The organism is Paraburkholderia sp. (assembly GCF_004298475.1).
Classification (GTDB): Bacteria; Pseudomonadota; Gammaproteobacteria; order Burkholderiales; family Burkholderiaceae; genus Paraburkholderia; species Paraburkholderia denitrificans.
Map to the genome: position 1 here is coordinate 123,223 of NZ_SCRP01000002.1, position 25,896 is coordinate 149,118.

Sequence of the window (25,896 nt, forward strand, 5' to 3'; positions counted from 1 at the left end):
TCCTGCTCCTGCTTAATTGCTGACCGACGAGCCGGCGAGCGCCTTGAGCACCTGGTCGGTGATATCGATACGCGGGCTCACGTAGACGGCTTCCTGCACGATCAGGTCGTAATGCTGCTGCTCGGCGATCTGCTTGATCACCTTGTTCGCCCGTTCCAGCACCGCGGCGAGTTCTTCGTTGCGACGCTGGTTCAGATCCTCGCGGAATTCGCGCTGCTTGCGCTGGAAGTCGCTGTCGAGCTGCGAAAGATCGCGCTGCTTCTGCGCGCGGTCAGTGGCCGACATCGAGACGCCGCTCTTGTCGAGCGACTCGGACACCGTCTTCAGACGCTGCGCCATGTCCTGCAAGTCCTTGTCGCGCTTGGCGAACTCGGCCTCCAGCTTGGTCTGCGCGGCCTTCGCCGGGACGGATTCGCGCAGGATGCGATCAGAGTTGACTGCTGCGATCTTCGCCTCCTGCGCGTGGGCTACGCCCGCGTCGAGAGCAAACATCGCCAGCGACAACGTCATGGCCCCGATCACCCGTCTTGAATACTTACCCGTTAGCAAAGTCATCCTCTCGTTTCTCTGGATTCCGATTTCCATACTGCTCGCTACACAACCCGCTGTACGACTTCGCCGTACAGCGTATGGTTCACGCCGTCAGAATGCCGTTCCGATCTGGAACTGGAACTTCTGGTACTGGTCGCCCGTGTGTTTCTGGAGCGGGAAACCAAGGCTCAGCTTGAGCGGACCGATCGGCGAGATCCAGGCCAGGCCCGCACCGTAGGCGTAACGCAGGCCGTTCGCGCCGATACTGCTGCCTTCCGTGCCCCAGACGTTACCACCATCGATGAAGGTGAAGACGCGCAGTGTGCGATCGTAACCCGTGCCCGGCAGCGGGAACGTGAGTTCGATGTTGCCGACAACCATCTTCGAGCCGCCGATCGGGTCGTTCGTCGACTTGTCGCGCGGACCCAGCGAGCTCGGCTCATAGCCGCGCACCGAACCGATACCGCCGGCGTAGTAGTTCTTGAAGATCGGGAACGGTTTGCCGCCGAGGCCGTTGCCGTAGCCGCCCTGGATATTCAGGCCGAGCACGAAGCCGCGCGCGAACGAGTAATAGTACTGTGCCTGGACGTCAGCCTTGTAGTACTCCGTCCCGCCCGCCGGCGTGCCGTATTCGGCATTCGCCTGCGTGAAATAGCCCTTGCTCGGTACGAGCGCGCTGTCACGCGAGTCGCGCGACCAGCCGATCGTCAGCGGCACGTTGTTCGACACGCGGCCGAAATGGTTCACGTAATCGCGGTAGCTCTGCGGCGTGTTAGCGTCGACGTCGAGGCGGTCCTGCTCGAGGCCCAAGCCGAAAAACACCGTATCGACTTCCGAGAACGGAATGCCGAACTTCAGATCGCCGCCGACCGTGATGATGCGGAAGCTCGAATCGGTCGAGTAGTAGAGCGGCTGGTACGTGCGGTAGTAGACGTCCGTGATGCGCTTGATGCCGTCCACGGTGAAGTACGGGTCCACCTGCGTGACGGACAGCGTGCGGTACGTCTGCGCGGTGTTCACGTTCAACGAGAGCGACTTGCCCGAACCGAACACGTTGTCCTGCGACACGCCCGCCGAGAGCACCACCTTGTCCGTCGACGAGAAGCCCGCGCCCAGCGTAATCGCGCCGGTCGGCTTTTCCGTGACCTTGACGTTCACGTCCACCTGGTCGGCCGTGCCTTCCACGGGCACCGTCGTCACGTCGACGTCGGTGAAGTAGCCGAGACGATTGATGCGGTCTTTCGAAAGCGCAAGGCGGTTCGAGTCGAACCACGAGCTTTCGAGCTGGCGCATTTCGCGGCGCACGACTTCGTCGCGCGTACGCGTGTTGCCGATCACGTTGACGCGGCGCACATAGACGCGGCGGCTCGGATCGACCTGCAGCGTGAGTTCGACCGTATGGTGTTCCTGGTCGATCTTCGGCAGCGCATTGACCGTGGCGAACGCGTAGCCGTATTCACCGAGCTTGTCGACGATAGCCTTCGTCGTGCTCTTCAGTTTTTCGGCCGAGAACTTATCGCCCGGCCGGATCTTGATGAGCTTCTTCAGCTCGGCTTCGCGGTCGAGCAGATTGCCGGACAACTGGATGCCCGACACCGTGTACGGCTGGCCCTCGTGGATCCCGATCGTCAGGAACATTTCCTTCTTGTCGGGCGAGATCGACACCTGCGTCGAGTCGATATTGAACTCGAGATAACCGTGATCGAGGTAGTAAGAGCGCACGTTCTCGAGGTCGCCCGTGAGCTTTTCCTTCGAGTACAGGTCGTTCTTCGTGTACCAGGAGAACCAGTTCGGCGTGGAGAGCTGCATTTCGCCGAGCAGCGTGCCGCTGCTGAACGCCTTGTTGCCGATGAAGTTGATCTGGCGGATCTTCGCGTTCGGGCCTTCGTTCACCGAGAACAGCAGGCTGACGCGATTGCTGTCGATCGGCGTGACCGTCGTGACCACCTGGGCGGCGTAGAAGCCGCGCGTGAGGTACTGGCGCTTGAGTTCCTGCTCGGCCTTGTCGACGAGCGACTTGTCGTAGTAGCGGCCCTGCGAGAGACCGACCGCATGCAGCGCCTTCGTGAGGTTGTCCTTGTCGAACTCGTGGATGCCCGCGAAGTCGATCGTGCCGATCGCCGGACGCTCCTGAACCTGCACGACAACGACGTTGCCTTCGGAGGCGATCTTCACGTCGTTGAAGAAGCCCGTCGCGTAAAGCGCGCGGATCGCCTCAGAAGCTTTGTCGTCGTTGAAAGTGTCGCCCTGTTTGATGGGCAGATACGCGAAAACGGTGCCCGGCTCGACGCGCTGCAGCCCTTCGATCCGGATATCCTGAACCACAAACGGCGCAGTTACTGCATGAGCAACCAGTCCATGCGCGGCCAGCGCGGCGGCCGCAACGGTCTTTGGAACCAAGCGATGAGGTCTAAACAACGTGCTTCCCCAGGTATGTATAGCTGTATCAGGTCAGGCAGCCCGTCGCGGAAGCCGCCCGACATTTTAAAAATGGATTAACCTAGCCAGATCGTTGAACAACGCAATCGCCGACAAGGCGACGATGCAGGCTAGACCCGCACGCTGCAGCACGAGCTGCCAGCGCTCGGACACGGCTTTGCCTGTTACGGCTTCAACCAGATAATATAACAGATGCCCCCCGTCCAATACCGGAATTGGGAGCAGGTTGAGCACACCGAGGCTAATGCTCACAAGCGCGAGGAACGACAGGAATGCCGATGGCCCAAGCCGCGCACTCTTGCCCGCGTAATCGGCGATCGTCACCGGGCCCGATAGATTCTTCAGCGACGCTTCGCCCGTAATCATGCGGCCGAACATCCGAAGCGAGTAAACCGCGATCTCCCACGTGCGATAGGCGCCGAGCTTCACGCTCTCGATCGGCCCGTAACGCACCTCCACCGAAGGCGCCTGTGCCGCCAGCGCCGCACCGATGTGGCCCACTGTCTCACCGGTCTCGTCGTCGCGCTGGCCAACCGGAGTAATCGTCAGCATCAGCGGCTGGGTGGCATTGCCGCGCATCACTTCGAGACGCAACGGCTTGCCTGCATGTGCCTTCACATACGAGATGAACGTGCCCGCACTATCGACAGGACGGCCATCGATTGCACGCAGATGATCGCCCTTGCGCATGCCGGCGCGCTCCGCCGCGCTGCCCGGCTCGACGCCCGCGACCTGCAGCGTGCCGCCGCCGGCTTCGAGGCCGAGGTGCGACATGAAGTCGTCGTCGAGGTCCTTGCCGCGCAGTTGGGCGAGATCAAGCGGGAAATCGTAGGTGCCGCCGCCGTCGCGGGCCGCGAGCACGACGCGGCCGTGATCGAATGCCGCCGCCAGCAGCTTCCAGCGCAGATCCGACCATGAGCGCACGGGCTGGGTGTCGTTGCCGTCCGCATTCGTGACAGAGACGATTTTTTCGCCGCCCTGGAACCCCGCCTGCGCAGCAGCCGAATGCGCGGGCGGCGCGGCGACGATGGCCGCGGGCTCGTTCACGCCCGACGCGAACACGAGCGCAAACAATGCGATGGCCAGCAGGAAGTTGGCGACAGGGCCCGCCACGACAATTGCGATCCGCTTGCCGACCGGCTGCCGGTTAAATGCGTGCGGGAGCTCGTGCGCGGGAATGCGCTCGTCCGACTCACGTTCGTCGAGCATCTTCACGTAGCCGCCGAGCGGCAGCGCCGCGATGGTCCACTCGGTGCCGGTCTTCTTGCTGACCCATTGCACGATCGGCTTGCCGAAGCCGATCGAAAAGCGCAGAACCTTCACGCCGCACAGGCGCGCGATGCTGTAATGCCCGTATTCGTGGACGACGACGAGCACGCCGATCGCCACGAGAAAAGCCACCAGTTCAGTGAGCAGGTTCATATGCGCCTCCTGCTTGCGCGGCGTGCCGGTGCGTAATGTACGTAACGTGCGAAACGTGCATTACGCGGCCTGAAACGGCCTCAGGCCGGCACCGGCAGGCTGTCGATGATGGTGTGTGCCGCACGGCGCGCGGCGGCGTCCGCTTCGAGCACGACGTCGAGGTTCGACGCGGCCGTATTGTCGAGCGCGTCAAGCACTGCGTCGACCGTCTGCGCAATCGCCATGAAGCCGATGCGGCGGTTAAGGAACGCCTCCACCGCGACCTCGTTGGCCGCGTTGAGCGCCGCGCTCGCCACGCCGCCTTCGGCCAGCGCCTTCATCGCGAGCGCGAGACACGGGAAGCGTGCGTAGTCGGGCTTCTCGAACGTGAGCGTGGCGATCTGCGTCAGATCGAGTTGCGCGACGCCCGAATCGACGCGATCCGGGAACGCCAGTGCGTGCGCGATCGGCGTGCGCATGTCGGGGTTGCCCAGTTGCGCGAGCACCGAACCGTCCGCGTACGAAACCATCGAATGGATCACGCTCTGCGGATGGATCAGCACGTCGATGCGCTCGCCGGGCATCTCGAACAGGTAATGCGCCTCGATCACTTCGAGGCCCTTGTTCATCATCGTCGCCGAGTCGACCGAAATCTTGCGGCCCATCGACCAGTTCGGATGCTTGCACGCCTCGTCCGGCGTCACGCCGACGAGCGTGGCCGGTTCGCGCGTACGGAACGGCCCGCCCGAAGCGGTGAGGATGATCTTCGAAACGCCGCCGTGCAGTTCGCGCTCGCGCGGCAGGGACTGGAAAATCGCGTTGTGTTCGCTGTCGACCGGCAGCAGGATCGCGCCGTTGTCGCGCACCGCGTCCATGAAGATGTCGCCCGACATCACGAGCGCTTCCTTGTTCGCGAGCAGGATGCGCTTGCCGGCCTTCGCCGCCGCGAGCGTCGGCACGAGACCCGCCGCGCCGACGATTGCGGCTACAACCGTGTCGCAGCCGTCGCTCTTCGAGACGTCGACGAGCGCCTGCGGACCATAGGTCACGACAGTGCGGCAGCCCGCTTCGCGCAGCTTCTTCTCGACGCGCGCAGCCGTGTCCGCGTCGCCGACCACAGCCACTTCGGGCGTAAAGCGCAGGCATTGTTCGACGAGCTTGTCGCCGTTGCGGTGCGCCGTGAGCGCATAAACCGAGAAGCGTTCCGGATGACGCGCGACCACGTCGAGCGTGCTGTCTCCGATTGAGCCCGTGGAGCCGAGCAGTGTCAGTCGTTTTTGCATATTCATGTCTCTAGCCGAGCAGCAGCATCGCAAGCGGCAGCACCGGCAGCAGCGCGTCGATACGGTCGAGCACCCCGCCGTGGCCCGGCAGGAGACCGCTCGAATCCTTCACGCCAGCCTGGCGCTTGAGCATCGACTCGAACAGATCGCCGATCACGCTGAACGCGACCAGCACGGTAAGCACAAAAAGCGCACGGCCGAAGCCCAAATGCGCGGCCAGTGCGGAATAAAGCGTCGGCGCGAGGATGCGCAACGTGATCGCGGCGATCGACACCACCATCACGGCGGCCCAGCCGCCCACCGCGCCTTCCCATGTCTTGCCCGGGCTGATCGAAGGCGCCAGCTTGTGGCGGCCGAACGCCTTACCAGCAAAGTATGCGCCGATATCGGCCAGCCAGACGACCAGCAACAGGGACAGGACAAACGCCACGCCCGCCGTGCGCGCCGCGATGAGCGCGTGCCAGCAGGCCGCGAAGATCACGAGACCGCAGGCGAGCAGGAACATGCGCCAGACGCCCGCGGCGAGCGTCGGCTTGCGCAGCAGCACGTAAGGACCGGCGACGATCCAGAACACGCCGGCGGCCTGGAAGAGCGGGCGCGGCGCCTCGAGCTGGGCGCTCAGTATCACGACCGCCCCGGCGATGGCCGCATAGACGATCGAGCCGCTCTTCCCGGCCTTGAGCAGGCGCGCCCACTCCCACGCCGCGAACACGACCACGACACGGATCAGCGCACCGAACACCGGGATCGGCGCGAACAGCGTGACTGGCAAAAGGATGGCCAGCAGCACGATCGCCGTGATGACACGGGTCTTTAGCATGAAAGCGAGTCGGCGTTCTGGGATTGGGTGACGAGCTGGGCGCTCGTGCGGCCAAAGCGGCGTTCGCGTTCGACGTACGATTCGATCGCCCGGCCAAGCGCGGCGGCGTCGAAATCGGGCCAGTAGGTATCGGTGAAATAGAGTTCGGTGTAGGCGAGCTGCCACAGCAGGAAATTGCTGACGCGCTGCTCGCCGCCCGTGCGGATGAAGAGATCCGGCTCCGGCGCGTAGGCCATCGCGAGATGCTGGCCGAGCGTGTCCTCGGTCACGGGCACCGCCACGCCGCTCTTCGCGCTCTCTTCCACGAGCTTGCGGGTGGCCTGCATGATGTCCCAGCGCCCGCCGTAATTCGCCGCGATCGTCAGCGTGAGACGGGTGTTGCGCGCGGTCTTGGTTTCTGCGCGGCGAATCAGATCCTGGATGCGCTCGTTGAACATCGACAGGTCGCCAATCACGCGCAGACGGATCCCATTCGCGTGCAGACGGCCCACCTCGCGCTCGAGCGCGGTGATGAAGAGGCGCATCAGGAACGACACTTCCTCGGTCGGGCGTCGCCAGTTCTCGGAGCTGAACGCGAACAACGTCAGATATTCGACGCCGCGCTCGACGCACGCCTCGACGGTCGAACGCACGGCGTCGACGCCACGCGTATGGCCCGCCACGCGCGGCAGGCGGCGCTGCGTTGCCCAACGGCCATTGCCGTCCATGATGATCGCGATGTGGCGCGGCACGGCCGCCACGTCGGGCACGCGAACGGTTGAGCTGGTATAGGTCATGGCCGTCGGACTATGGCTGCGATAAAGAAGGGAAACCCGGTCGGGACTGAGAGCCTGGCGGCCTCAGACCGTCAGGATTTCGGCTTCCTTGGTCTGGACGAGCTTGTCGATCTCGGCCACGAAGCGATCCGTCAATTTCTGGACGTCGTCGCTTGCACGGCGCTCGTCGTCTTCCGAAATTTCCTTGTCCTTCACGAGCTTCTTCAATTGCTCGTTGGCGTCGCGGCGCAGGTTGCGCACGGCGACCTTCGCCGTCTCGCCTTCGCTCTTGACGACCTTCGTGAGTTCCTTGCGGCGCTCTTCGGTCAGCGCGGGCATCGGCACGCGGATCAGATCGCCGTGCGTGGCCGGGTTCAGGCCCAGGTCCGACTCGCGGATCGCCTTTTCGACGACCTGCACCATCTTCTTTTCCCACGGCTGCACGCCGATCGTGCGCGCGTCGACGAGCGTCAGGTTCGCGACCTGCGAGATCGGCACGGGCGAGCCGTAGTAATCGACCTGGATGTGATCGAGCAGACCGGTATGCGCCCGGCCAGTGCGGATCTTCGCGAGATCGCTCTTGAATGCTTCGATCGAGCGCTGCATTTTTTGCTCCGCGCCCTTCTTGATGTCAGCCACAGTCATTTTGAAATCTCCCAACCTTTAACGGTACGGACCGCCCGGCGCCTCGCCACTACGCGCAGGGGACGCGGCCCGCAATCGAGCCTCTCGGATGACGAGAGTTTACACGTGGACGAGCGTACCCTCGTCTTCGCCCTGAACGATGCGCTTGAGCGCGCCCGGCTTGACGATCGAAAAAACGCGGATCGGCAGCTTCTGGTCGCGGCACAGCGCGAACGCCGTCGCGTCCATGACCTGCAGGTTCCGGCCGATCGCCTCGTCGAAGCTGATCGTCGAATAGCGCGTGGCCGCCGGGTCCTTCTTCGGGTCCGCCGAGTAGACGCCGTCGACCTTCGTTGCCTTCAGCACGACTTCCGCGCCGACTTCCGCGCCGCGCAGTGCGGCGGCCGTGTCGGTCGTGAAGAACGGGTTGCCCGTGCCGGCCGCGAAGATCACGACCTTGCCCTCTTCGAGCTGGCGAATGGCGCGCGGGCGGATGTACGGTTCGACCACCTGATCCATGCGCAGCGCCGACTGCACGCGCGCTTCGATGCCCGCGTGGCGCATGGCGTCCTGCAGGGCGAGCGCGTTCATCATCGTCGCGAGCATGCCCATGTAGTCGGCCGTTGCGCGGTCCATGCCGGCTGCACCGCCCGCAACGCCGCGGAAGATGTTGCCGCCGCCGATCACGACCGCGAGCTGCGTGCCGAGCCTCACCACCTCGGCCACGTCCGCGACCATACGTTCGATCGTGGCGCGATTGATGCCAAAGACATCATCGCCCATGAGGGCTTCGCCGGAAAGTTTGAGCAGGACGCGTTTATAGGCGGGTGTGGGCATGGGGTATCCAGATCGCGCGGAAAGGCAATAACTTGAAACTGTAGGGGTGAAATACAACTTCGGGCAAGCGCAGCCGGAACCGACGATGACCTGTGCCGCCGGGGGCTGGCCGCACGGGCGCCGCTGCGCTGCCCGCCGCGGCGGATTGCTCCGCCGCGGGTGCTACGGTACTGCGGGTACTGCTGTTGCTGTACGCGCGTGAACCTTATTGCTGCTTCGCAGCAGCGACTTGCGCGGCCACTTCGGCGGCGAAGTCGTCCTGACGCTTCTCGATGCCCTCGCCGACCACGAACAGCGCGAACTGATGAACCGTCGCGCCGGCAGCCTTCAGCATCTGCTCGATCGTCTGCTTGTCGTTCTTCACGAACGGCTGGTTCAGCAACGAGACTTCCTTCAGGAACTTCTGCACCGAGCCTTCGACCATCTTCGCGATGATTTCGGCCGGCTTGCCCGATTCGGCAGCCTTCTGCTCGGCGATGCTGCGCTCCTTGGCGATCAGATCGGCCGGCACGTCGTTCGACGACAGCGAGACCGGCTTCATCGCGGCGATGTGCATCGCCACGTCCTTGCCGACCTGCTCTTCGGCGCCCGTGTACTCGACCAGCACGCCGATGCGCGTGCCGTGCAGGTAGGAAGCCAGCTTGTTCGAGGTTTCGAAGCGCGCGAAACGGCGGATCGAGAGGTTCTCGCCGATCTTGCCGACGAGCGCGAGACGCACTGCGTCGACGGTCGAGCCTTCGAGCGGCAGCGCCGACAGGGCTGCGACGTCAGCGGGGTTTTGCGTGGCGACCAGCTCGGCCACCGTCTTCGCGAATGCGTTGAAGTCGTCGTTCTTCGCGACGAAGTCGGTTTCGCAGTTCAGCTCGACCACGGCGCCCGCGTTGCTGCCGACAAACGATGCGATCACGCCTTCAGCCGTAATACGCGAAGCCGCCTTGCTCGCCTTGTTGCCGAGCTTGACGCGCAGCAGCTCTTCGGCGCGCGCCATGTCGCCGTCGGCTTCCGTCAGCGCCTTCTTGCATTCCATCATCGGCGCGTCGGTCTTCGCGCGCAGTTCTGCCACCATGCTTGCGGTAATTGCCGCCATCATTCGCTCCTTGAGTCTGTCTGGTACACACCAGCCGCCTTTCGATTCGGCCAGCAGGAATTCGTTTTCCGCGAAACATGATTTTTACAGTCTCACGGTGCCGCGCATGTGGCACGGCAGCGAAAGTCACGGCTTAAAAAAAAGGGGCCTATGGAAAGCCCCCTTTTCTTGCCGGACACGGGGCAGCTTACGCCTCCGAATTGACCTCAACGAACTCGTCGTCGCCGCCATCGCCGCGCGCTGCGGCAACCACGTCGTTTACTGCGTTTGCACGGCCTTCGAGGATCGCGTCGGCCACGCCTTGCGTGTACAGCGCGACGGCCTTGCTCGCGTCGTCGTTACCCGGGATCACGTAATCCACGCCTTCCGGCGAGTGGTTCGTATCGACCACGGCGATGACGGGGATGCCGAGCTTGTTGGCTTCCGTCACGGCAATCTTGTGGTAGCCGACGTCGACGACGAAAATTGCGTCCGGAATGCCGCCCATGTCCTTCACGCCGCCGATCGACTTCTGCAGCTTGGCGATTTCACGTTCGAACAGCAGCGCTTCCTTCTTGCTCATCTTCTCGAGCTCGCCTGCTTCCACGGCCGCTTCCATGTCCTTCAGGCGCTTGATCGAAACCTTCAGCGTCTTGAAGTTGGTCAGCATGCCGCCGAGCCAGCGTGCGTTGACGTACGGCATGCCTGCGCGCAGTGCTTCCTCGGAGATCGTGTCGCGCGATTGACGCTTCGTGCCGACGAACAGGATCGTGCCGCGATTCGATGCCAGTTGACGCACGTACTTCAGCGCGTCGTTGTACATCGGCAGCGTCTTTTCGAGGTTGATGATGTGAATCTTGTTGCGATGGCCGAAAATGAAGGGGGCCATCTTCGGGTTCCAGAAGCGCGTCTGGTGACCGAAGTGGACACCGGCTTCCAGCATTTGGCGCATGGTAACTGCCATGAGAAATTCTCCGCTAGGGTTTGGGTCTGAAGCCGGCTGCCGCACCGGATGCGCCGCCTTCCCGCCATGAATGACCGCACTCGTGGCGAAAAGATCGAAACGCAAACGGCACCCTGGATGCGCCGGCTCGCGAATATGCTGTCGTCACCGGAAAATCATCCCGCTTCCGGTATCGCGCCCGCGACAGCAGCGGGCTCCTTCCTAATTTCCTAAGCTGCCCGGCCATCTTCTTTACATATTCCGAAAGAATAGAGCGAGCGACTTAGCCGTGAAGTATAGCACGCGCGGATCGGCTCGCTCAAGCCAGCTATTACCCTCGCAGACCTGCGCCGCCGCCAGCCAGCAGGTCTGCCGCCTCGGCTTTCAAAAGACAGCGACGCCTGGGATAAGGTGCGATAATTTGATATTCGACAGCATTTCCGGGCGCCCATCATGGCCATATCGATCAAGAATGAACACGACATCGCGCAAATGCGCGTCGCCGGCAAGCTGGCGAGCGAGGTGCTCGATTACATCACGCCCTATATCGTCGCGGGCGTAACGACCGGCGAACTCGACCGCCTGTGTCACGAATACATGACCAACGTGCAGGGCACGGTGCCCGCGCCGCTCAACTACCAGCCGCCGGGCTACCCGCCGTATCCGAAAGCCACCTGCATCTCGGTCAACGACGTGATCTGTCACGGTATTCCGGGCGAAAAGACGCTGAAGAACGGCGACGCGCTCAATATCGATGTCACCGTCATCAAGGAAGGCTATTTCGGCGACACGAGCCGGATGTTCATCGTCGGCGAGGGTTCGATCCTCGTGAAGCGCCTTGTCCAGACGACCTATGAGTGCATGTGGCTCGGCATCGACCAGGTGCGCCCGGGCGCCCATCTCGGCGATATCGGCCACGCCATCCAGCGCTATGCCGAAGCGCAAGGCTACAGCGTCGTGCGCGAATACTGCGGCCACGGCATCGGCACGGTTTTCCACGACGACCCGCAAGTGCTGCACTACGGCCGCCCCGGCACCGGCATCGAACTCGTGCCCGGCATGATCTTCACGGTCGAACCGATGATCAACGCCGGCCGCCGCGAAATCCGCACGATGCCGGACCAGTGGACCGTCAAAACGAAGGATCGCAGCCTCTCGGCGCAGTGGGAGCATACGGTGCTCGTCACCGAGACCGGTTACGAGGTGCTCACCGTGTCGGCGGGCACGCCGGCTAAACCGGCGATCGTCGCTCAGGCTGCGGGCACGGCAGCCTGAAGCGCCGGACAGGCGAGCGACGCATGCCGCTCGCGGGCCAGTCATGCCACCTGAGCAGCCACCCGCGCGCCCGCGCACTTGTCCACGCATTTGCCCAATTTACTGGCGGCGGCCGTGTGCCACCTGGCGCAGAACCGTCAGTCGCGAGACAATCCTGAAAAGTCGGGCGCACTGCATCGATCCCACGTAGTTATCAGCAGTCGTCGGCAGTCATCGCAGCGCGATTGCGCACGCCCGCCCCGCCGGAAAGGGCGCGCGGCAGCGACACCGTCCGTTCCGGGCGGCTCACCGGCAGATCCGGCCGCGGCGCAGCTCCGGCCGGCCGCAATCCAACCCGCGCACGTACAACCCGAGCCCATGAGCGTTCCCGCCGCCGTCCCCGATACGTCGTCGCTGAAATCCGACTACAAGGCCGCCAAGGCCCTGTTGCTGGAGCGTTTCCGCACCGCGGCCAATGTCGACACGCTGATGCGCGCGCTCGCCCGCACCACCGACGACACGCTGCGCAGCGCCTGGAACATGTGCGATCTGCCCGCGTCGCTAACGCTCGTCGCAGTCGGCGGGTTCGGGCGCGGCGAGCTCGCGCCTTATTCCGATGTCGACATCCTCGTGCTGTTGCCCGACGATGCGCCGCTCGCGCCGCTCGAAGCGCGAATCGAGCGCTTCATCGGGCTCGCGTGGGATCTCGGGCTCGAAATCGGCAGTAGCGTGCGCAGCGTCTCGCAGTGCCTCGACGAATCCGCGCACGACATCACGGTGCGCACGTCGCTGCTTGAAGCCCGTCGCATCACCGGCAGCGCGACGCTCTTCGGCGACTTCGTACAGCGCTATCGCGACGCGATGGACCCGCGTGCGTTCTTCCAGGCGAAGGTGCTGGAGATGCGCCAGCGCCACGCCAAATTCCAGGACACGCCCTACTCGCTCGAACCGAACGTGAAGGAAAGCCCCGGCGGCTTGCGCGATCTGCAGTTGATCCTGTGGATCACCGAAGCCGCGGCGTTCGGCAGCAGCTGGCGCGAACTCGACCAGCGCGGACTGATCACCGGCCGCGAAGCGCGCGAGCTGCGCCGCAACGAGGCATTCCTGAAGACGCTGCGCGCACGCCTGCACGTGATTGCAGGGCGCCGCCAGGACATCCTCGTGTTCGACCTGCAGACGGGCGTCGCGGAAAGCTTCGGCTATGTGGCGAGCGCGACGCGCCGCGCGAGCGAACTGCTCATGCGGCGCTATTACTGGGCCGCAAAGGCGGTCACGCAGCTCGCGACGATCCTGATCCAGAACATCGAGGCGCAACTCTTCCCGAGCACGAGCGGCGTCACGCGCGTGCTCTCGGATAACTTCGTCGAAAAGCAGGGGATGATCGAGATCGCGAGCGACGACGTGTTCGAGCGCGAGCCACACGCGATCCTCGAAGCCTTTCTGCTGTACGAGCAGGTGGCGGGGTTGAAGGGCCTCTCGGCGCGCACGCTGCGCGCGCTTTACAACGCGCGCGAGACGATGAACCAGCACTGGCGGCGCGATCCCGAGAATCGCCGGCTCTTCATGGAAATCCTGATGCAGCCGAGCGGCATCACCCACGCCATGCGGCTCATGAACCAGACGAGCGTGCTCGGACGCTATCTGCTGAATTTCCGGCGCATCGTCGGCCAGATGCAGCACGACCTCTACCACATGTACACGGTCGACCAGCACATCCTGATGGTGCTGCGCAACATCCGCCGCTTTGCCGTCGTCGAGCATGCGCACGAATACCCGTTCTGCAGCCAGTTGATCGCCAACTTCGAGCGTCCCTGGGTGCTGTATATCGCGGCGCTCTTTCACGACATCGCCAAGGGCCGCGGCGGCGATCACTCGATGCTCGGCATGGCCGATGCGCGCCGCTTCTGCCGCGAGCACGGCATCGAAGCCGACGATACCGCGCTGGTCGTCTGGCTCGTCCAGCATCACCTCACGATGAGCCAGGTCGCGCAGAAGCAGGACACGAGCGACCCCGAGGTCATCAAGCGCTTCGCCGATCTGGTCGGCACCGAGCGGCACCTGACCGCGCTCTACCTGCTGACGGTCGCCGATATCCGCGGCACGAGCCCGAAGGTGTGGAACGCCTGGAAAGGCAAGCTGCTCGAGGACCTCTATCGCGCGACGCTCGCCGTGCTCGGCGGCGCGCGCCCCGATATGCACTCCAAGCTGAAGAAGCGCCAGGAGGAAGCCATCGCGCTGCTGCGCCTCGAAACCGTGCCGGAGAACGCACACTGCGAGCTGTGGAGGGAGCTGGACGTCGGCTACTTCCTGCGCCACGACGCCGCCGATATCGCCTGGCAGACGCGCGTGCTCTATCGCCACGTCGAAGCGCCTGCGCCCGTCGTGCGCGCGCGGCCCTCGCCGATCGGCGAGGCGCTGCAGGTGCTCGTCTACGCGAAGGACCGCCCCGACCTCTTCGCGACGATGTGCGCCTACTTCGACCGCAGCGGCCTGTCGGTGCTCGACGCGCGCGTGAGCACGACGCGCCACGGCTACGCACTCGATAACTTCATCGTCGCCCACACGGAAGGCGACGTGCACTACCGCGACATCGCGAACCTCGTCGAACTGGAACTCGCGGCGCGGCTGACCGCTGCCGGCGGCCCGCTGCCCGAACCGGCGAAAGGCCGTCTGTCACGGCTCTCGCGCACGTTCCCGGTGACGCCGCGCGTCGATCTGCGAGCCGACGAGCGCGGCCAATACTACATCCTGTCCGTGTCGGCGAACGACCGGCCGGGCCTTCTTTATTCCATCGCGCGCGTGCTGGCCGAACACAGGGTCGGCGTCCACGCGGCACGGATCAATACGCTCGGCGAACGCGTCGAAGACGTGTTTCTGCTCGACGGCGCGGTTCTCTCCGATAACCGCCTGCAGATCCGCGTCGAGACCGAATTGCTGCGCGCAATAGCAGTGTAAATAACCATGTCCACGAGAATTCGACTCACAGCGCGGCACCCGCGCCCGGCCACGCCCGAACGCGCTCCCGTCCGCCGAGGCAGCGCGACCGCACGCAAGCCGGTGCGCCCGGCCGCAAGCGCGGCACCCGCCGCAAAGACGCCGGCGAAGCCCGCAGGCGCGCGCGGCGACGGCCGCACGACCGAACGTAGCGGCACCAAAGCGGCTGCGCCGCGTGATCGCGATACGGCAAAGCGGCCTGCACGAACGGCGCCGGGTGAACGTCCGGTACGCCCACGCGGCGAGGGTTTTGGTGATGATCGCCGTCCGGCGCGTGCGCGTGGCGAAGGCTTTGGTGATGATCGCCGTCCGGCGCGTGCGCGCAGCGAAGGTTTTAGTGATGGTCACCGTCCGGCTCGTCCGCGCAGTGAAGGCTTTGGTGATGAACGCCGTCCGGCTCGTCCACGCAGCGAAGGTTTCAGTGATGATCGCCGTCCGGCGCGTGCGCGTGGCGAAGGTTTTGGTGATGATCGCCGTCCGGCGCGTGCGCGTGGCGAAGGTTTTGGTGATGATCGTCGTCCGGCGCGTGCGCGCAGTGAAGGCTTTGGTGATGATCGCCGTCCGGCGCGTGCGCGCGGCGAAGGCTTCGGTGATGATCGTCGTCCGGCACGTCCGCGCGGCGAAGGCTTCGGAGCGGATCGCCGTCCGGCGCGTCCACGCAACGAAGGTTTCAGCGATGATCGCCGTCCCGCTCGTCCGCGTGGCGAAAGCGCTGGCGACGAACGCCGTCCCGCTCGCCCACGCGGCGAAGGTTTCGGTGACCGCGAACGCAAATTCGGCGACCGCAAAGCGCCGGGCGCCGCACCACGCCGCGAATACGGCTCGTCGGCAGAAGGCCGCCGCCCTCGCGACGAAGGCACGCGCCGCGCGAGCTCCGAGCGCCCCGCGCGCGAAGAGCGCAGCTTCGCACGCCCGGTCAAGGCCGCCTCGGGATATCGCGACGACGCCCCCGCGCGCAAGTTCGCGACGCGCGTCAAGCAGGACGACCGCGCCCCGCGCAGCGCACCCGTTGAATCCGCTGAGGGTGCACCGCACCGCGCGCCCCACACCGGGTCCGATGCAGCCGGCTCCCTACGCCTGTCGAAGCGCATGTCAGAACTCGGTCTGTGCTCGCGCCGCGAGGCGGACGAGTGGATCGAGAAGGGCTGGGTTCTTGTCGACGGCGAACGTATGGACACGCTGGGCACGAAGGTCACACCCGACCAGCGCATCGAGATCGACCCGGCGGCACGCGCTGCACAAGCCCGCCAGGTGACGATCCTGTTGCACAAGCCAGTGGGCTACGTCTCGGGCCAGGCCGAGGACGGCTATCCGCCCGCAGCCACGCTCGTCACGGCGGCCAACCAGTGGGATGGCGACCGCTCGGGCGTGCGCTTTTCGCCGCTGCATCTGCGCACGCTTGCACCTGCGGGCCGCCTCGATATCGACTCGACCGGCCTGCTCGTGCTGACCCAGGACGGGCGCGTGGCGAAGCAGCTGATCGGCGAGCAGTCGGACATCGACAAGGAATATCTCGTGCGCGTGACCTACGACGATATCGAGACCGACATCGACCAGCATTTTCCCGCCGACCTTCTCGCAAAACTGCGCCACGGCCTGTCACTGGACGACGTTCCGCTCAAGCCCGCGATGGTGAGCTGGCAGAACGGCGAGCAGTTGCGTTTCGTGCTGCGCGAAGGAAAGAAGCGGCAGATCCGCCGCATGTGCGAGCTGGTCGGACTGAAGGTGGTGGGGCTCAAGCGCGTGCGCATGGGCCGGGTGCTGCTGGGCGCACTGCCGCAAGGCCAGTGGCGCTATCTGACGCCCGACGAGTCGTTCTGAGTTGATTCGATCTGCGCCGAACCCTCCCTCATGCGGGGAGGTTCGTGCAAACCAGAACGGGAGCCAGCGGCTCCCGTTTTTGCTTGAACGGCTTAATCGTCGGCGACCGGGTCGAGATCGGGAAACAGCACGTCGGTGAAGCCGAACTTCGAGAAGTCCGTGATCCGCATCGGATAGAGCTTGCCGATCAGGTGATCGCATTCGTGCTGGACCACGCGGGCGTGGAAGCCCTCGGCGACACGCTCGATCGGCGAGCCGAACTGATCGAAGCCGTTGTAGCGGATCATCGAGTATCGGCTCACCACGCCGCGCATGCCCGGCACCGACAGGCACCCTTCCCATCCCTCTTCCATATCATGTGAAAGAGGATGAATGACGGGATTGATGAGCACGGTTTGCGGCACGGCGGGCGCCTCGGGATAGCGCTCGTTATGCTCGAAGCCGAAGATCACGACCTGCAGATCCACGCCGATCTGCGGCGCGGCAAGACCCGCGCCATTCGCAGCGTGCATCGTGTCGAACATGTCGGCGACGAGCGTGTGCAACTCGGGTGTGTCGAAATGATCGACTGGCTTTGCGATGCTGAGCAGCCGCGGATCGCCCATCCTGAGAATTTCGCGAATCATGTCGAGGATCCCTCCAGGAGCTTGTGCAACCCTTCTTCGTCCAGCACCGGCACGCCGAGTTCCTCGGCTTTCGCGAGCTTGCTGCCCGCGTCGGCGCCTGCGACCACGTAATCGGTCTTCTTCGAAACCGAGCCTGCCACTTTCGCACCGGCCGCTTCGAGCATTTCCTTGGCCGCGTCGCGCGTGAGCGTCGGCAACGTGCCGGTCAGCACGACCGTCTTGCCGGCCAGCACGCCCTGCGGCGCCCTGGGCGCAGGCGGGCCCTCCGGCCATGCGACCTTGCCCGGCGCCCGCAGTTGCTCGATGACCGTGCGGTTGTGTGCCTCGGCGAAAAACTGGTGCAGCGCTTCGGCGACGATGGGTCCCACGTCGTTCACTTCGAGCAGTTCCTCGACGGAAGCCCGCATTAACGGATCGAGCGAACCGAAGTGCTTCGCGAGATCCTTCGCCGTGGATTCGCCGACATGCCGGATACCAAGCGCATAAATGAAGCGCGCGAGCGTCGTGGATTTGGCCTTCTCGAGCGAATCCAGCAGATTCTGTGCCGACTTGTCCGCCATGCGGTCGAGCGCGGCCAGCGTGCCGAAGCCGAGGTTGAACAGGTCTGCGGGCGTGCGCACCAGGTTCTGGTCGACGAGCTGGTCGATGATCTTTTCGCCGAGTCCGTCGATATCGAGCGCGCGCCGCTGCGCAAAATGCCAGAGCGCCTGCTTGCGCTGCGCCGGGCAGAACAGGCCGCCCGTGCAGCGCGCAATGGCCTCGTCGGGCAACCGCTCGATGCCCGATCCGCAGACGGGACAATGCGTGGGCATCACAAATTCACGGGCGTCGGCGGGACGACGATCGAGTAGCGCGCCCACGACTTCGGGAATTACGTCGCCTGCGCGGCGCACGATCACCGTATCGCCGATGCGGATATCCTTGCGCCGCACTTCGTCTTCATTGTGGAGCGTGGCATTCGTCACCGTCGCGCCGCCGACGAACACGGGTTCGAGGCGGGCAACCGGCGTAATGGCGCCCGTGCGGCCCACCTGGACATCGATGGCGAGCAGCTTCGTGAGCGCTTCCTGGGCCGGAAACTTGTGGGCGAGCGCGAAGCGCGGCGCGCGCGAAACAAAGCCGAGCGCGTCCTGCTCGTCGCGCCGGTTGACCTTGTACACCACACCGTCGATGTCGTATGGCAGGCCGTCACGCTTTTCGCCAACCGCGCGGAAAAACGCGAGCAGGCCCTGCGCACCGGTCACGACGGCGCGTTCGCCGTTCACCGGCAGCCCGAGTTCCGCATACCAGTCGAGCAGTTCGCTGTGCGTGGCGGGCATCGGCTCGCCTTCGAGCGCTCCGATACCGTAGGCGAAGAACGACAGCGGCCGCTGCGCGGTGACCTTCGAATCGAGCTGACGCAGGCTGCCCGCCGCCGCGTTGCGAGGGTTGGCAAATTCCTTCTGGCCGGCGTCGCGCTGACGCTCGTTCATGCGCTCGAAGTCGCGGCGGAACATCAGCACTTCACCGCGCACATCGAGCACTTTCGGCACTCGCTCGCCCTTCAGACGCAACGGCAGCGAGCGAATCGTGCGAACGTTTTCCGTGACGTTCTCACCGGTCGATCCATCGCCGCGCGTGGAAGCCTGAACGAACAGGCCATCCTCGTATCGCAGCGAAATGGCGAGCCCGTCGAACTTCAGTTCGCACGCATATTCCACTTCGGACTTGCCGAGCGCGTCGGCCACGCGCTTGTCGAATGCGACGATGTCCTCATCCTCGAAGCCGTTGTTGAGCGAGAGCATCGGCACGTCGTGGACGACGGGCTCGAACCCGGTTGCAACCTCGCCGCCTACGCGCTGCGTGGGGGAATCGGGCGTGACGAGTTCGGGATGGCCGGACTCGATCTGCTGAAGCTCCTTGAACAGCCGGTCGTATTCCGCGTCGGGCAACTCCGGCTGGTCGAGGACGTGGTACGCGTGATTTGCCCGCTCGAGTTCGGCGCGCAACCACGCCGCACGTTGCGACGCAGACGGTTCATCGGGATGACGGGCGGACGTTTGGGCCATGCTGGAGCAGCTTTACGTGTGGATTTGGGAGACAGATTATCGCAGGAAGCGGCATGTGTGGCATCGGCCGAACGGCCATGGTTGCGTACCGCACGTACACCGCGCGCGCACTGCACGCACACTGCCCGCGCGCCCCTGGCCGAACGGCGAACGTTCGGCCAGCCTCGTTGACAACGGCTTGCACAGGATGCGAACGTGAACGCATTCGCAACCTGCACGATGCGTGACCGCCATGAGCTTTCCAGCCGTTGTATCCGGCGCCTCCACTGTGGCGCCTCGCGCAGGCCGTCGCACGCCGCGTGCCCGCACCGTGAGGGACGAGCGGAACGCGCGGCACGCTTGCGGTGCCGCGCTGCGCCCGTTCGAATTATTGGCTGAAGAGCCGGCGGGTGGCGGGCGACCCGGCCGGAATGCCGGCCTGTTCGAGCTTCGCGTAGAGCGTCATGAGCTGCTTGTCGATGGACTGCAGCACCGATTCCGGCAGCGGACGGCGCTGATCGTCGACCACGCGGCCGCCGATGCGCTCCGCAAGCGAGCGTGCGTAATCGCACATGAGGCGGAATGGCAGGATGTCCTCGTCGGCCACCGGCACGTCGAGAATCAGGCTGATGATCTGGCCGCCCTTGTACGTGAGGTCGTCGCGCAGGAAGTTGGTGTCGCCGAACTGCAGCATGAACACCGGGCTCTGCTTCGCGTCGAGCTTCACGAACCGCGTGCCGTCGCGCGAGAGCAGCAGGCCGTCTTGCGCGGCCACGGCCTGGACGTAGTTCGCCGACCACGGTGCGCCGTCCGACATCACGTTGATCGAGAGCTGCGCGTCGCATTGCGCGGCGAAACCGTCGAGTTCGCGCGCCATCGAAACGGTTTCCATCATGTCCGGGAATTCCGGCGCGGCGTCGAGTGCGTCGGCGAATTGCTGCACGCCGGTCACGAACTCCGAAAACTCCAGTTCGTTGAGCGGGCCACTGCGGTTGGCAAGCTGGGCGGCGGCGCGCAGCTCTTCATAGCGCACGCCGTTTTGCAGCAGCTCCCAACCGTCGCCACCCTCAGGCTTGCCTTCGATATGCACCGGCTTGCTGCCGGCGCGACGCAGGCGCTGGGCGAACGGAATCACGCGCTCGCCAGCCATCGGCGCTGCAAGGCGGATCGGGACGATGCAATCGATGCGGCGATCGACGACCGCAGGCGGCGCAGACGAAATCGTGGTCGCGGCAGGCAGGACCGGTTCTACGCGTTCGGCCTCTTCAGGCACGGCCGCAGGCGCAGCGCTCTCCACGGCAGGCGGGCTGACCTCGGTTTCCGCATCGGGGAATCCGTTCGGCGACGTGTTTTCAGCCTGGATGTCGGCTGGCGTATCGAGCGGCGCCACCGTGCCGAACCCCGGCTCGACGCGCTTCTCGGCATCGCCCGCGAGCGACGGCTCGCGCCGCGCTGCCGCTCGGGCCGGCTCGATAAACGGACTTTGCTCCTCCAGGTTGTCGCGCGGCGGCGTTTCGGCCACTTCCTGCGGCATCGGCCGCGGCATGCGCCTGCGCACTCTCGCGCCCTGCCACGCGTTATAGACCACCACACCCCCGACCACCACGGCGCCCGCGCCGATCAATCCGAGAGTCAACTCGTCCATGCATGCTCCATCAGCCATTCTTGTCCGGCGGCGCGCTACAGGCGCGATCCGCTTGCGTTGCGTTCGCGCCGCACGCGGTGGCCGGCTTTCGCCCGGCGTCACCGGATGCGCGTCGCGCGCCGCTCGTTAAACCGTATTCTGTGCAAAACCCGCTGCTGTTTCCATGTCGACCGCAACGATACGGGACACGCCCTGCTCCTGCATCGTCACGCCGATCAGCTGCTGGGCCATTTCCATCGCGATCTTGTTGTGCGAAATAAACAGGAACTGCGTCTTGTCCGACATGGCACGCACCAGATTCGCGAAACGCTCCGTGTTCGCGTCGTCAAGCGGCGCGTCCACTTCGTCCAGCAGGCAGAACGGCGCAGGATTGAGCTGGAACATCGCGAACACCAGCGCGGTCGCCGTCAGCGCTTTTTCGCCGCCGGACAGCAGGTGAATCGTCGAGTTCTTCTTGCCCGGCGGCTGCGCCATCACCTGCACCCCGGCATCGAGAATCTCGTCGCCCGTCATGATGAGTCTCGCCTGGCCGCCGCCGAAGAGGCGCGGGAACAAATCGCCGAAATGCTGGTTCACTTCGTCGAACGTGCCTTGCAGCAGCGTGCGCGTTTCCTGGTCGATCTTGCGGATCGCGTCCTCGAGCGTTTCGATCGCGCTCGTCAGGTCGGCGGACTGCGCATCGAGGAAGATCTTGCGCTCTTTCGCCGCTGCGAGTTCGTCGAGTGCCGCCATGTTCACCGGGCCGAGCGCCGCAATTGCGTTATTGATGCGCGTAACTTCGCCCTGGAGATACGACGGCTTCATGTCCGGCGTGAGCTTCTCGCGCAGCGCCGTTTCATCGACGCCCGCGGCCTGCAGTTGTTCGACGAACTGCTCGCCGTTCAGACGCGCGGCCTGCTCCTTCAACTGCAATTCCGTGATGCGATCACGCAGCGGCTGCAGCGCACGCTCGGCGCTCAACCGCGTTTCGTCGGCCTGACGCAGCTTGCCGGTGAGATCGTCCAGTTCCGTGCGCGCAACGCGCAACAAGGCTTCCTTCTGGGTGCGAATCTCGAGCGCATCCTGAAGACCGGTGTGAGCGGTCTGTTCGTTGATCGTTTCGAGTTCGGCGCGAGCGTCTTCGAGCGATGCCGCTACCCGCTCGCTCTGATCGTGCGCCACCTGGATGTTGCGCCGCAGTTCTTCGATCCGGTTCGCCATGTCGCGCGCGGCGAAGCGCGCATCGCTCGCGGCACGTTCGAGATCGCGCGCCTCATTGCGCGCAGCGCCGAGTGCCTCGTCGAGTGCTTCGAACGCAAGCTGGTTGTCCTCGAAACGTGCCTGAAGTTCCGCCAGCTCGCCATCGTGGCGCTCGAAGTTCGCTTCCGACTCGGCGCGCAACGCGCGCTGCTCGTCGACCTGTGCCGCGATCTCGTCGAGTTCCTCGCGAATCTGCGTGCTGCGCGCCGTATAACGCTCGTGCGCCTGCGTGAGTTTGAGCACGTCCAGTTGCAGTGCGTGCACGCGCTGCGTCGCGCGCTCGGCTTGCTGACGCACTTCCGTGAGCGCCTGCGCAGCCTGCGTGTGTGCAGCCTCTGCACGAATCGCAGCCGCACGCGCGTCGTCGGCGAGCAGGGCCTGTGCGCGCGCCTGGCGCGTCAGATTCTCGATTTCCTGCTGCCGCGCCAGCATGCCGGCCTGTTCGGAATCGGCCGCATAGAGCTGCACGCCCACGCGCGTCACCATGTGGCCGGACTTCACGACGAACACGCCGCCCGACGGCAACTGCGCACGCTGCGCCAGCGCCTCGGAAAGATCGGCCGCGACGAACGTCGAGCCGAGCCATTCGGTCAGCACCGCGCGCAATCCCGCATCGTCGATCCGCACGAGCGAGAGCAGCGGCGTGAGCCCGGAATGCACAGGCGCCGCCTGGCCCGCCGCGGGCGGCGCGTAGAACGCGAGCTTGGCGGGCGGCGCGTCGGTCGCGAACGCCTTCACCCAGTCGAGGTTCGACACTTCGAGTGCGGCGAGCCGCTCGCGCAGCGCCGCTTCCAGCGCCGTTTCCCACCCGGCCTCGACATGCAGCTTTTTCCACAAACGCGGCAGCGCGCCAAGCTCGTGACGTTCGAGCCAGGGCTGGATCTTGCCCTCGGTCTGCACGTTTTCCTGCAACTGCTTGAGCGCCGAGAGACGCGCTTCGATCTGGTGAATCTGCGCGTTCTCGGCCTGCACGCGCTCGTGCGCCGAGCGGCGTTCGCCGTCCAGACGCGGCAGTGCCTCCTGCGCATCGCCGAGCCGCAACTGCGCGTCGTGCAGGATTTCCTCCTGCTCGGCCAGTTGCATGCGCAACTCTTCGAGCTGCGCTTCGTCCGGTGCGTCGAGTCCGCCCTCTTCGGATTTCAGCCGCTCGTGACGCTGTTGCAGTTGTTGCAGCATCTGGTCGGCGTTGCGCTGATGCGCGGCTTCGAGCTTCAGCGCCTGTTCGGTGCGCGCAATGCCCGCGCGCTCTTCGTTGAGCTGGCCCTGCGCATCGCGCCACCGGCCTTCGAGCGCAGGCAGCGCATCCTGCCTGGCCGCAGCCTCCTCTTGGGCGACAGCAGCCTTTTCTTCGGCCATCGCCAGCTGCTCTTCAGCATCCTCGATGTCGCCTTGCGACTTCTGCGCCTGGGATTGCCATTGTTCGCGCTGTGCGCTCAGCGCCGCAATCTGCGCCTGCACACGATTGCGCGACTCGACGATGAACTTGATTTCGGCTTCGAGGCGGCTCACCTCGGCATTGGCTTCGTAGAGCGCGCCCTGCGCGCCCTGCATCGCGTCGCTCGCGGTGTAATGCGCCACGCGCAACGTTTCGAGTTGCGCCTCGACCTCGCGCAGTTGCGCCGTCTGGCGCTCGAGATCGATCTGCGCCTGTTCGATCGCGCGTTGCTGACGCTCCTGCTCGCTCGCTGCCTCGTTCTTGCGCAGCAGCCACAGCAGGCGCTGCTTTTCCTCACCGTCGAACTGAAGTTCGCGGAACTTCGTCGCGACGACCGCCTGGCCTTCCAGCTTCTCGAGGTTCGTCGAGAGTTCGCGCACGATGTCCTCGACGCGCGTGAGGTTCTCGCGCGTGTCGTGCAGGCGGTTCTCCGTCTCGCGGCGGCGCTCCTTGTACTTCGAGACGCCCGCCGCCTCTTCGAGGAACACGCGCAGCTCTTCCGGCTTCGCTTCGATGATGCGCGCGATCATGCCCTGGCCGATGATCGCGTAGGCGCGCGGACCGAGGCCCGTGCCGAGGAAGATGTCCTGGATGTCGCGGCGGCGCGCCGGCAGGTTGTTGATGTAGTAGCTCGATGTGCCGTCGCGCGTCAGCACGCGCTTGACGGCAATCTCCGCATACTGGCCCCACTGGCCGGCGGCACGGCCGTCCGCGTTGTCGAACACGAGTTCGACGCTCGCGCGGCTGCCGGGCTTGCGTGCCGTCGAGCCGTTGAAGATGACGTCCTGCATCGACTCGCCGCGCAGCTCGGACGCGCGGGACTCGCCGAGCACCCAGCGCACAGCGTCGATGATGTTGGATTTACCACAGCCATTCGGCCCGACCACACCGACCAGTTGGCCCGGAACCTGAAAATGCGTGGGATCGACGAATGATTTGAAGCCAGCGAGTTTAATCGAGGTCAGACGCACGGCGATATCGCTGTTTGAATTGGGAGAGTGAACGGGACCGCCCGTGCCGCACACCACGCACCGGCGCAATCGCCCGGCAGCGGAACGCGCACTGGGCAGCCGCCACGGCTCGCCGCGCGGCGCGGCCTGGCGTGCGCTCCACGGCGAGAATTAGCGGCAATCATACCATCGCACGCAGGTCGTTCTGCTCGCTCTGCGACCCACTGCCTGCACTGCCGCCGTCATCGTCGTCGCTGTCTTCGGCATGGCCGCCTGACAGCGCAGCGCTGTCCTCTCGCCGGGCAGGCGCGCTGCGCACACGATGCACCCAGCTCGACAGCAGCGTCGCGGCCACGATGCAGCCGCCGCCCGCCCACTCGCGCGGGCCGGGCACCTCGCCCGCGAAGAGCCACGAAGTGAGCGCCGTCACGATGATCTCGAACAGCATGATGATCGACGCGCGGTTCGCAGCCACGCGCGCGAGCCCGTACTGCACGATCATGTTGTTCGACGCGAGCACGAGACCGAGCGCCAGGACGAGCAGCAGCGCGCGCCCGAGAAGGTCGCCCGCGGGGGCCGCCGCCATCGGTTCGAAGACGCTCGCGCAGGCGCTGAACAGGGCCGTGCCACCGAAGACCACGGCCGTGCGCATTTCCGGCCGCATGTCCGGCAGCACGCGGCTCGTCTTGAGCGCCAGCACGTTGCTCATCGCGAAACCCATGCCGCCCGCAAGGCCCGCCCATTCCGCGGCATTGCCCGGCAGCGGCACGCCGAGCGCCGGCGACCACAGCATCAGCATCGCCCCGCCGAGCGAAAGCGCAGCGAGCGCCGCGCCCGACCAGGTCAGCCGCTCGTCGAGGATGAAGTGCGCAAAGAGCGCGGTCCACGCCGGGGCCAGATAGAACAGCAGCATCACGCGCATCACCTGGCCGTGGATCGTGCCCCAGACGAAGCCGAGATTCGTCACGCCCGCCGCAAGCCCGAGAAACGGCAAGACCCAATGCCAGCGCACCGTCGCAATCGAGCGGCGGCGCAGCAGCAGCACGAACGCGCACCCGGCGGCGCTCGTCGCCGCACTCGCAGCCGCGCCAGCGACGCCGAGCGCCGCCAGCATCCGCAGCGGATACCAGACGATGCCCCACACCGACGCGCCGACGAGGATCGCCAGCGTCGGCCAGTCGACGCGCAACCGCTGGTTCATCGCGG

Annotated in this window: 18 protein-coding genes; 3 read left to right on the forward strand and 15 right to left on the reverse strand. The window is 65.1% G+C overall.

Translation table 11 applies throughout. The annotated features are described in order from the left end of the window. Positions 1-12: 12 nt before the first annotated feature. From EPN59_RS00715 to rpsB, 10 genes are all read right to left on the reverse strand, one after another. Positions 13-549, reverse strand: a complete 537-nt coding sequence (locus EPN59_RS00715) for an OmpH family outer membrane protein (RefSeq protein WP_293036904.1) — start codon at positions 547-549, stop codon at positions 13-15. A gap of 93 nt (positions 550-642) precedes the next feature. Continuing rightward, the gene (gene bamA, locus EPN59_RS00720) at positions 643-2,949 is read right to left on the reverse strand and encodes an outer membrane protein assembly factor BamA (protein WP_293036883.1); all 2,307 of its coding nucleotides are present in this window, start codon (positions 2,947-2,949) and stop codon (positions 643-645) included. Between the two features lie 66 nt (positions 2,950-3,015). Next, positions 3,016-4,392: an RIP metalloprotease RseP gene (gene rseP, locus EPN59_RS00725; RefSeq protein ID WP_293036885.1), complete on the reverse strand. Its 1,377-nt coding sequence runs from the start codon at positions 4,390-4,392 to the stop codon at positions 3,016-3,018. Positions 4,393-4,472: 80 nt separating this feature from the next. Continuing rightward, the gene (locus EPN59_RS00730; RefSeq protein ID WP_293036887.1) at positions 4,473-5,654 is read right to left on the reverse strand and encodes a 1-deoxy-D-xylulose-5-phosphate reductoisomerase; all 1,182 of its coding nucleotides are present in this window, start codon (positions 5,652-5,654) and stop codon (positions 4,473-4,475) included. A 10-nt stretch (positions 5,655-5,664) separates the two neighbouring features. Next, a complete protein-coding gene (locus EPN59_RS00735; protein ID WP_293036889.1) occupies positions 5,665-6,474 on the reverse strand; it encodes a phosphatidate cytidylyltransferase in 810 nt (269 codons plus the stop codon). Next, positions 6,468-7,250: a polyprenyl diphosphate synthase gene (gene uppS / locus EPN59_RS00740; RefSeq protein ID WP_293036891.1), complete on the reverse strand. Its 783-nt coding sequence runs from the start codon at positions 7,248-7,250 to the stop codon at positions 6,468-6,470. The genes EPN59_RS00735 and uppS overlap by 7 nt, the downstream gene beginning before the upstream one ends. Positions 7,251-7,313: 63 nt before the next feature. Further along, positions 7,314-7,874 carry a ribosome recycling factor gene (gene frr / locus EPN59_RS00745; RefSeq protein ID WP_293036893.1) on the reverse strand — a complete coding sequence of 187 codons (561 nt, stop codon included), beginning with the start codon at positions 7,872-7,874 and terminating at the stop codon, positions 7,314-7,316. A gap of 99 nt (positions 7,875-7,973) precedes the next feature. Continuing rightward, positions 7,974-8,690 carry a UMP kinase gene (gene pyrH, locus EPN59_RS00750; RefSeq protein WP_293036895.1) on the reverse strand — a complete coding sequence of 239 codons (717 nt, stop codon included), beginning with the start codon at positions 8,688-8,690 and terminating at the stop codon, positions 7,974-7,976. Between the two features lie 205 nt (positions 8,691-8,895). After that, positions 8,896-9,777, reverse strand: a complete 882-nt coding sequence (gene tsf / locus EPN59_RS00755; RefSeq protein WP_293036896.1) for a translation elongation factor Ts — start codon at positions 9,775-9,777, stop codon at positions 8,896-8,898. A 187-nt stretch (positions 9,778-9,964) separates the two neighbouring features. Next, positions 9,965-10,720 carry a 30S ribosomal protein S2 gene (gene rpsB / locus EPN59_RS00760; protein WP_293036898.1) on the reverse strand — a complete coding sequence of 252 codons (756 nt, stop codon included), beginning with the start codon at positions 10,718-10,720 and terminating at the stop codon, positions 9,965-9,967. Between the two features lie 432 nt (positions 10,721-11,152). Here rpsB and map point away from each other — a divergent pair, with 432 nt between their 5' ends. The 3 genes from map to EPN59_RS00775 all read left to right on the forward strand — a co-directional run bounded on the left by map (position 11,153) and on the right by EPN59_RS00775 (position 16,768). Further along, on the forward strand, positions 11,153-11,974 hold the full coding sequence (gene map, locus EPN59_RS00765; protein ID WP_293036900.1) for a type I methionyl aminopeptidase: 822 nt from the start codon (positions 11,153-11,155) through the stop codon (positions 11,972-11,974). Between the two features lie 357 nt (positions 11,975-12,331). Further along, the gene (locus EPN59_RS00770) at positions 12,332-14,908 is read left to right on the forward strand and encodes a [protein-PII] uridylyltransferase (protein WP_293036902.1); all 2,577 of its coding nucleotides are present in this window, start codon (positions 12,332-12,334) and stop codon (positions 14,906-14,908) included. A 6-nt stretch (positions 14,909-14,914) separates the two neighbouring features. After that, positions 14,915-16,768, forward strand: a complete 1,854-nt coding sequence (locus tag EPN59_RS00775) for a pseudouridine synthase (RefSeq protein WP_293045350.1) — start codon at positions 14,915-14,917, stop codon at positions 16,766-16,768. 92 nt (positions 16,769-16,860) lie between these two features. Here the strand turns inward: EPN59_RS00775 and def are convergent, their stop codons facing one another. The 5 genes from def to EPN59_RS00800 form a co-directional block, all read right to left on the reverse strand. Next, complete coding sequence (gene def / locus EPN59_RS00780) at positions 16,861-17,394, reverse strand: peptide deformylase (RefSeq protein WP_293036687.1); 534 nt, start codon at positions 17,392-17,394, stop codon at positions 16,861-16,863. Continuing rightward, on the reverse strand, positions 17,391-19,442 hold the full coding sequence (ligA, locus tag EPN59_RS00785; protein WP_293036688.1) for an NAD-dependent DNA ligase LigA: 2,052 nt from the start codon (positions 19,440-19,442) through the stop codon (positions 17,391-17,393). The genes def and ligA overlap by 4 nt, the downstream gene beginning before the upstream one ends. A 367-nt stretch (positions 19,443-19,809) precedes the next feature. Further along, complete coding sequence (locus EPN59_RS00790) at positions 19,810-21,066, reverse strand: cell division protein ZipA C-terminal FtsZ-binding domain-containing protein (protein ID WP_293036690.1); 1,257 nt, start codon at positions 21,064-21,066, stop codon at positions 19,810-19,812. 126 nt (positions 21,067-21,192) lie between these two features. Further along, a complete protein-coding gene (smc, locus tag EPN59_RS00795; RefSeq protein WP_293036691.1) occupies positions 21,193-24,711 on the reverse strand; it encodes a chromosome segregation protein SMC in 3,519 nt (1,172 codons plus the stop codon). 160 nt (positions 24,712-24,871) lie between these two features. Then, entirely contained in the window at positions 24,872-25,891 is a 1,020-nt protein-coding gene (locus EPN59_RS00800) for a DMT family transporter (protein ID WP_293036693.1), read from the reverse strand. Between the last annotated feature and the right edge of the window lie 5 nt (positions 25,892-25,896).

Bases quoted from the DNA above. Each gene is read 5' to 3' on its own strand.
- EPN59_RS00790 (WP_293036690.1), bottom strand. From the start codon at position 21,066: ATGGACGAGTTGACTCTCGGATTGATCGGCGCGGGCGCCGTGGTGGTC.
- def (WP_293036687.1), bottom strand. From the start codon at position 17,394: ATGATTCGCGAAATTCTCAGGATGGGCGATCCGCGGCTGCTCAGCATC.
- uppS (WP_293036891.1), bottom strand. From the start codon at position 7,250: ATGACCTATACCAGCTCAACCGTTCGCGTGCCCGACGTGGCGGCCGTG.
- ligA (WP_293036688.1), bottom strand. From the start codon at position 19,442: ATGGCCCAAACGTCCGCCCGTCATCCCGATGAACCGTCTGCGTCGCAA.
- rseP (WP_293036885.1), bottom strand. From the start codon at position 4,392: ATGAACCTGCTCACTGAACTGGTGGCTTTTCTCGTGGCGATCGGCGTG.
- EPN59_RS00730 (WP_293036887.1), bottom strand. From the start codon at position 5,654: ATGCAAAAACGACTGACACTGCTCGGCTCCACGGGCTCAATCGGAGAC.
- EPN59_RS00775 (WP_293045350.1), top strand. From the start codon at position 14,915: ATGTCCACGAGAATTCGACTCACAGCGCGGCACCCGCGCCCGGCCACG.
- map (WP_293036900.1), top strand. From the start codon at position 11,153: ATGGCCATATCGATCAAGAATGAACACGACATCGCGCAAATGCGCGTC.
- EPN59_RS00800 (WP_293036693.1), bottom strand. From the start codon at position 25,891: ATGAACCAGCGGTTGCGCGTCGACTGGCCGACGCTGGCGATCCTCGTC.
- frr (WP_293036893.1), bottom strand. From the start codon at position 7,874: ATGACTGTGGCTGACATCAAGAAGGGCGCGGAGCAAAAAATGCAGCGC.
- pyrH (WP_293036895.1), bottom strand. From the start codon at position 8,690: ATGCCCACACCCGCCTATAAACGCGTCCTGCTCAAACTTTCCGGCGAA.
- tsf (WP_293036896.1), bottom strand. From the start codon at position 9,777: ATGGCGGCAATTACCGCAAGCATGGTGGCAGAACTGCGCGCGAAGACC.
- EPN59_RS00735 (WP_293036889.1), bottom strand. From the start codon at position 6,474: ATGCTAAAGACCCGTGTCATCACGGCGATCGTGCTGCTGGCCATCCTT.
- EPN59_RS00770 (WP_293036902.1), top strand. From the start codon at position 12,332: ATGAGCGTTCCCGCCGCCGTCCCCGATACGTCGTCGCTGAAATCCGAC.
- rpsB (WP_293036898.1), bottom strand. From the start codon at position 10,720: ATGGCAGTTACCATGCGCCAAATGCTGGAAGCCGGTGTCCACTTCGGT.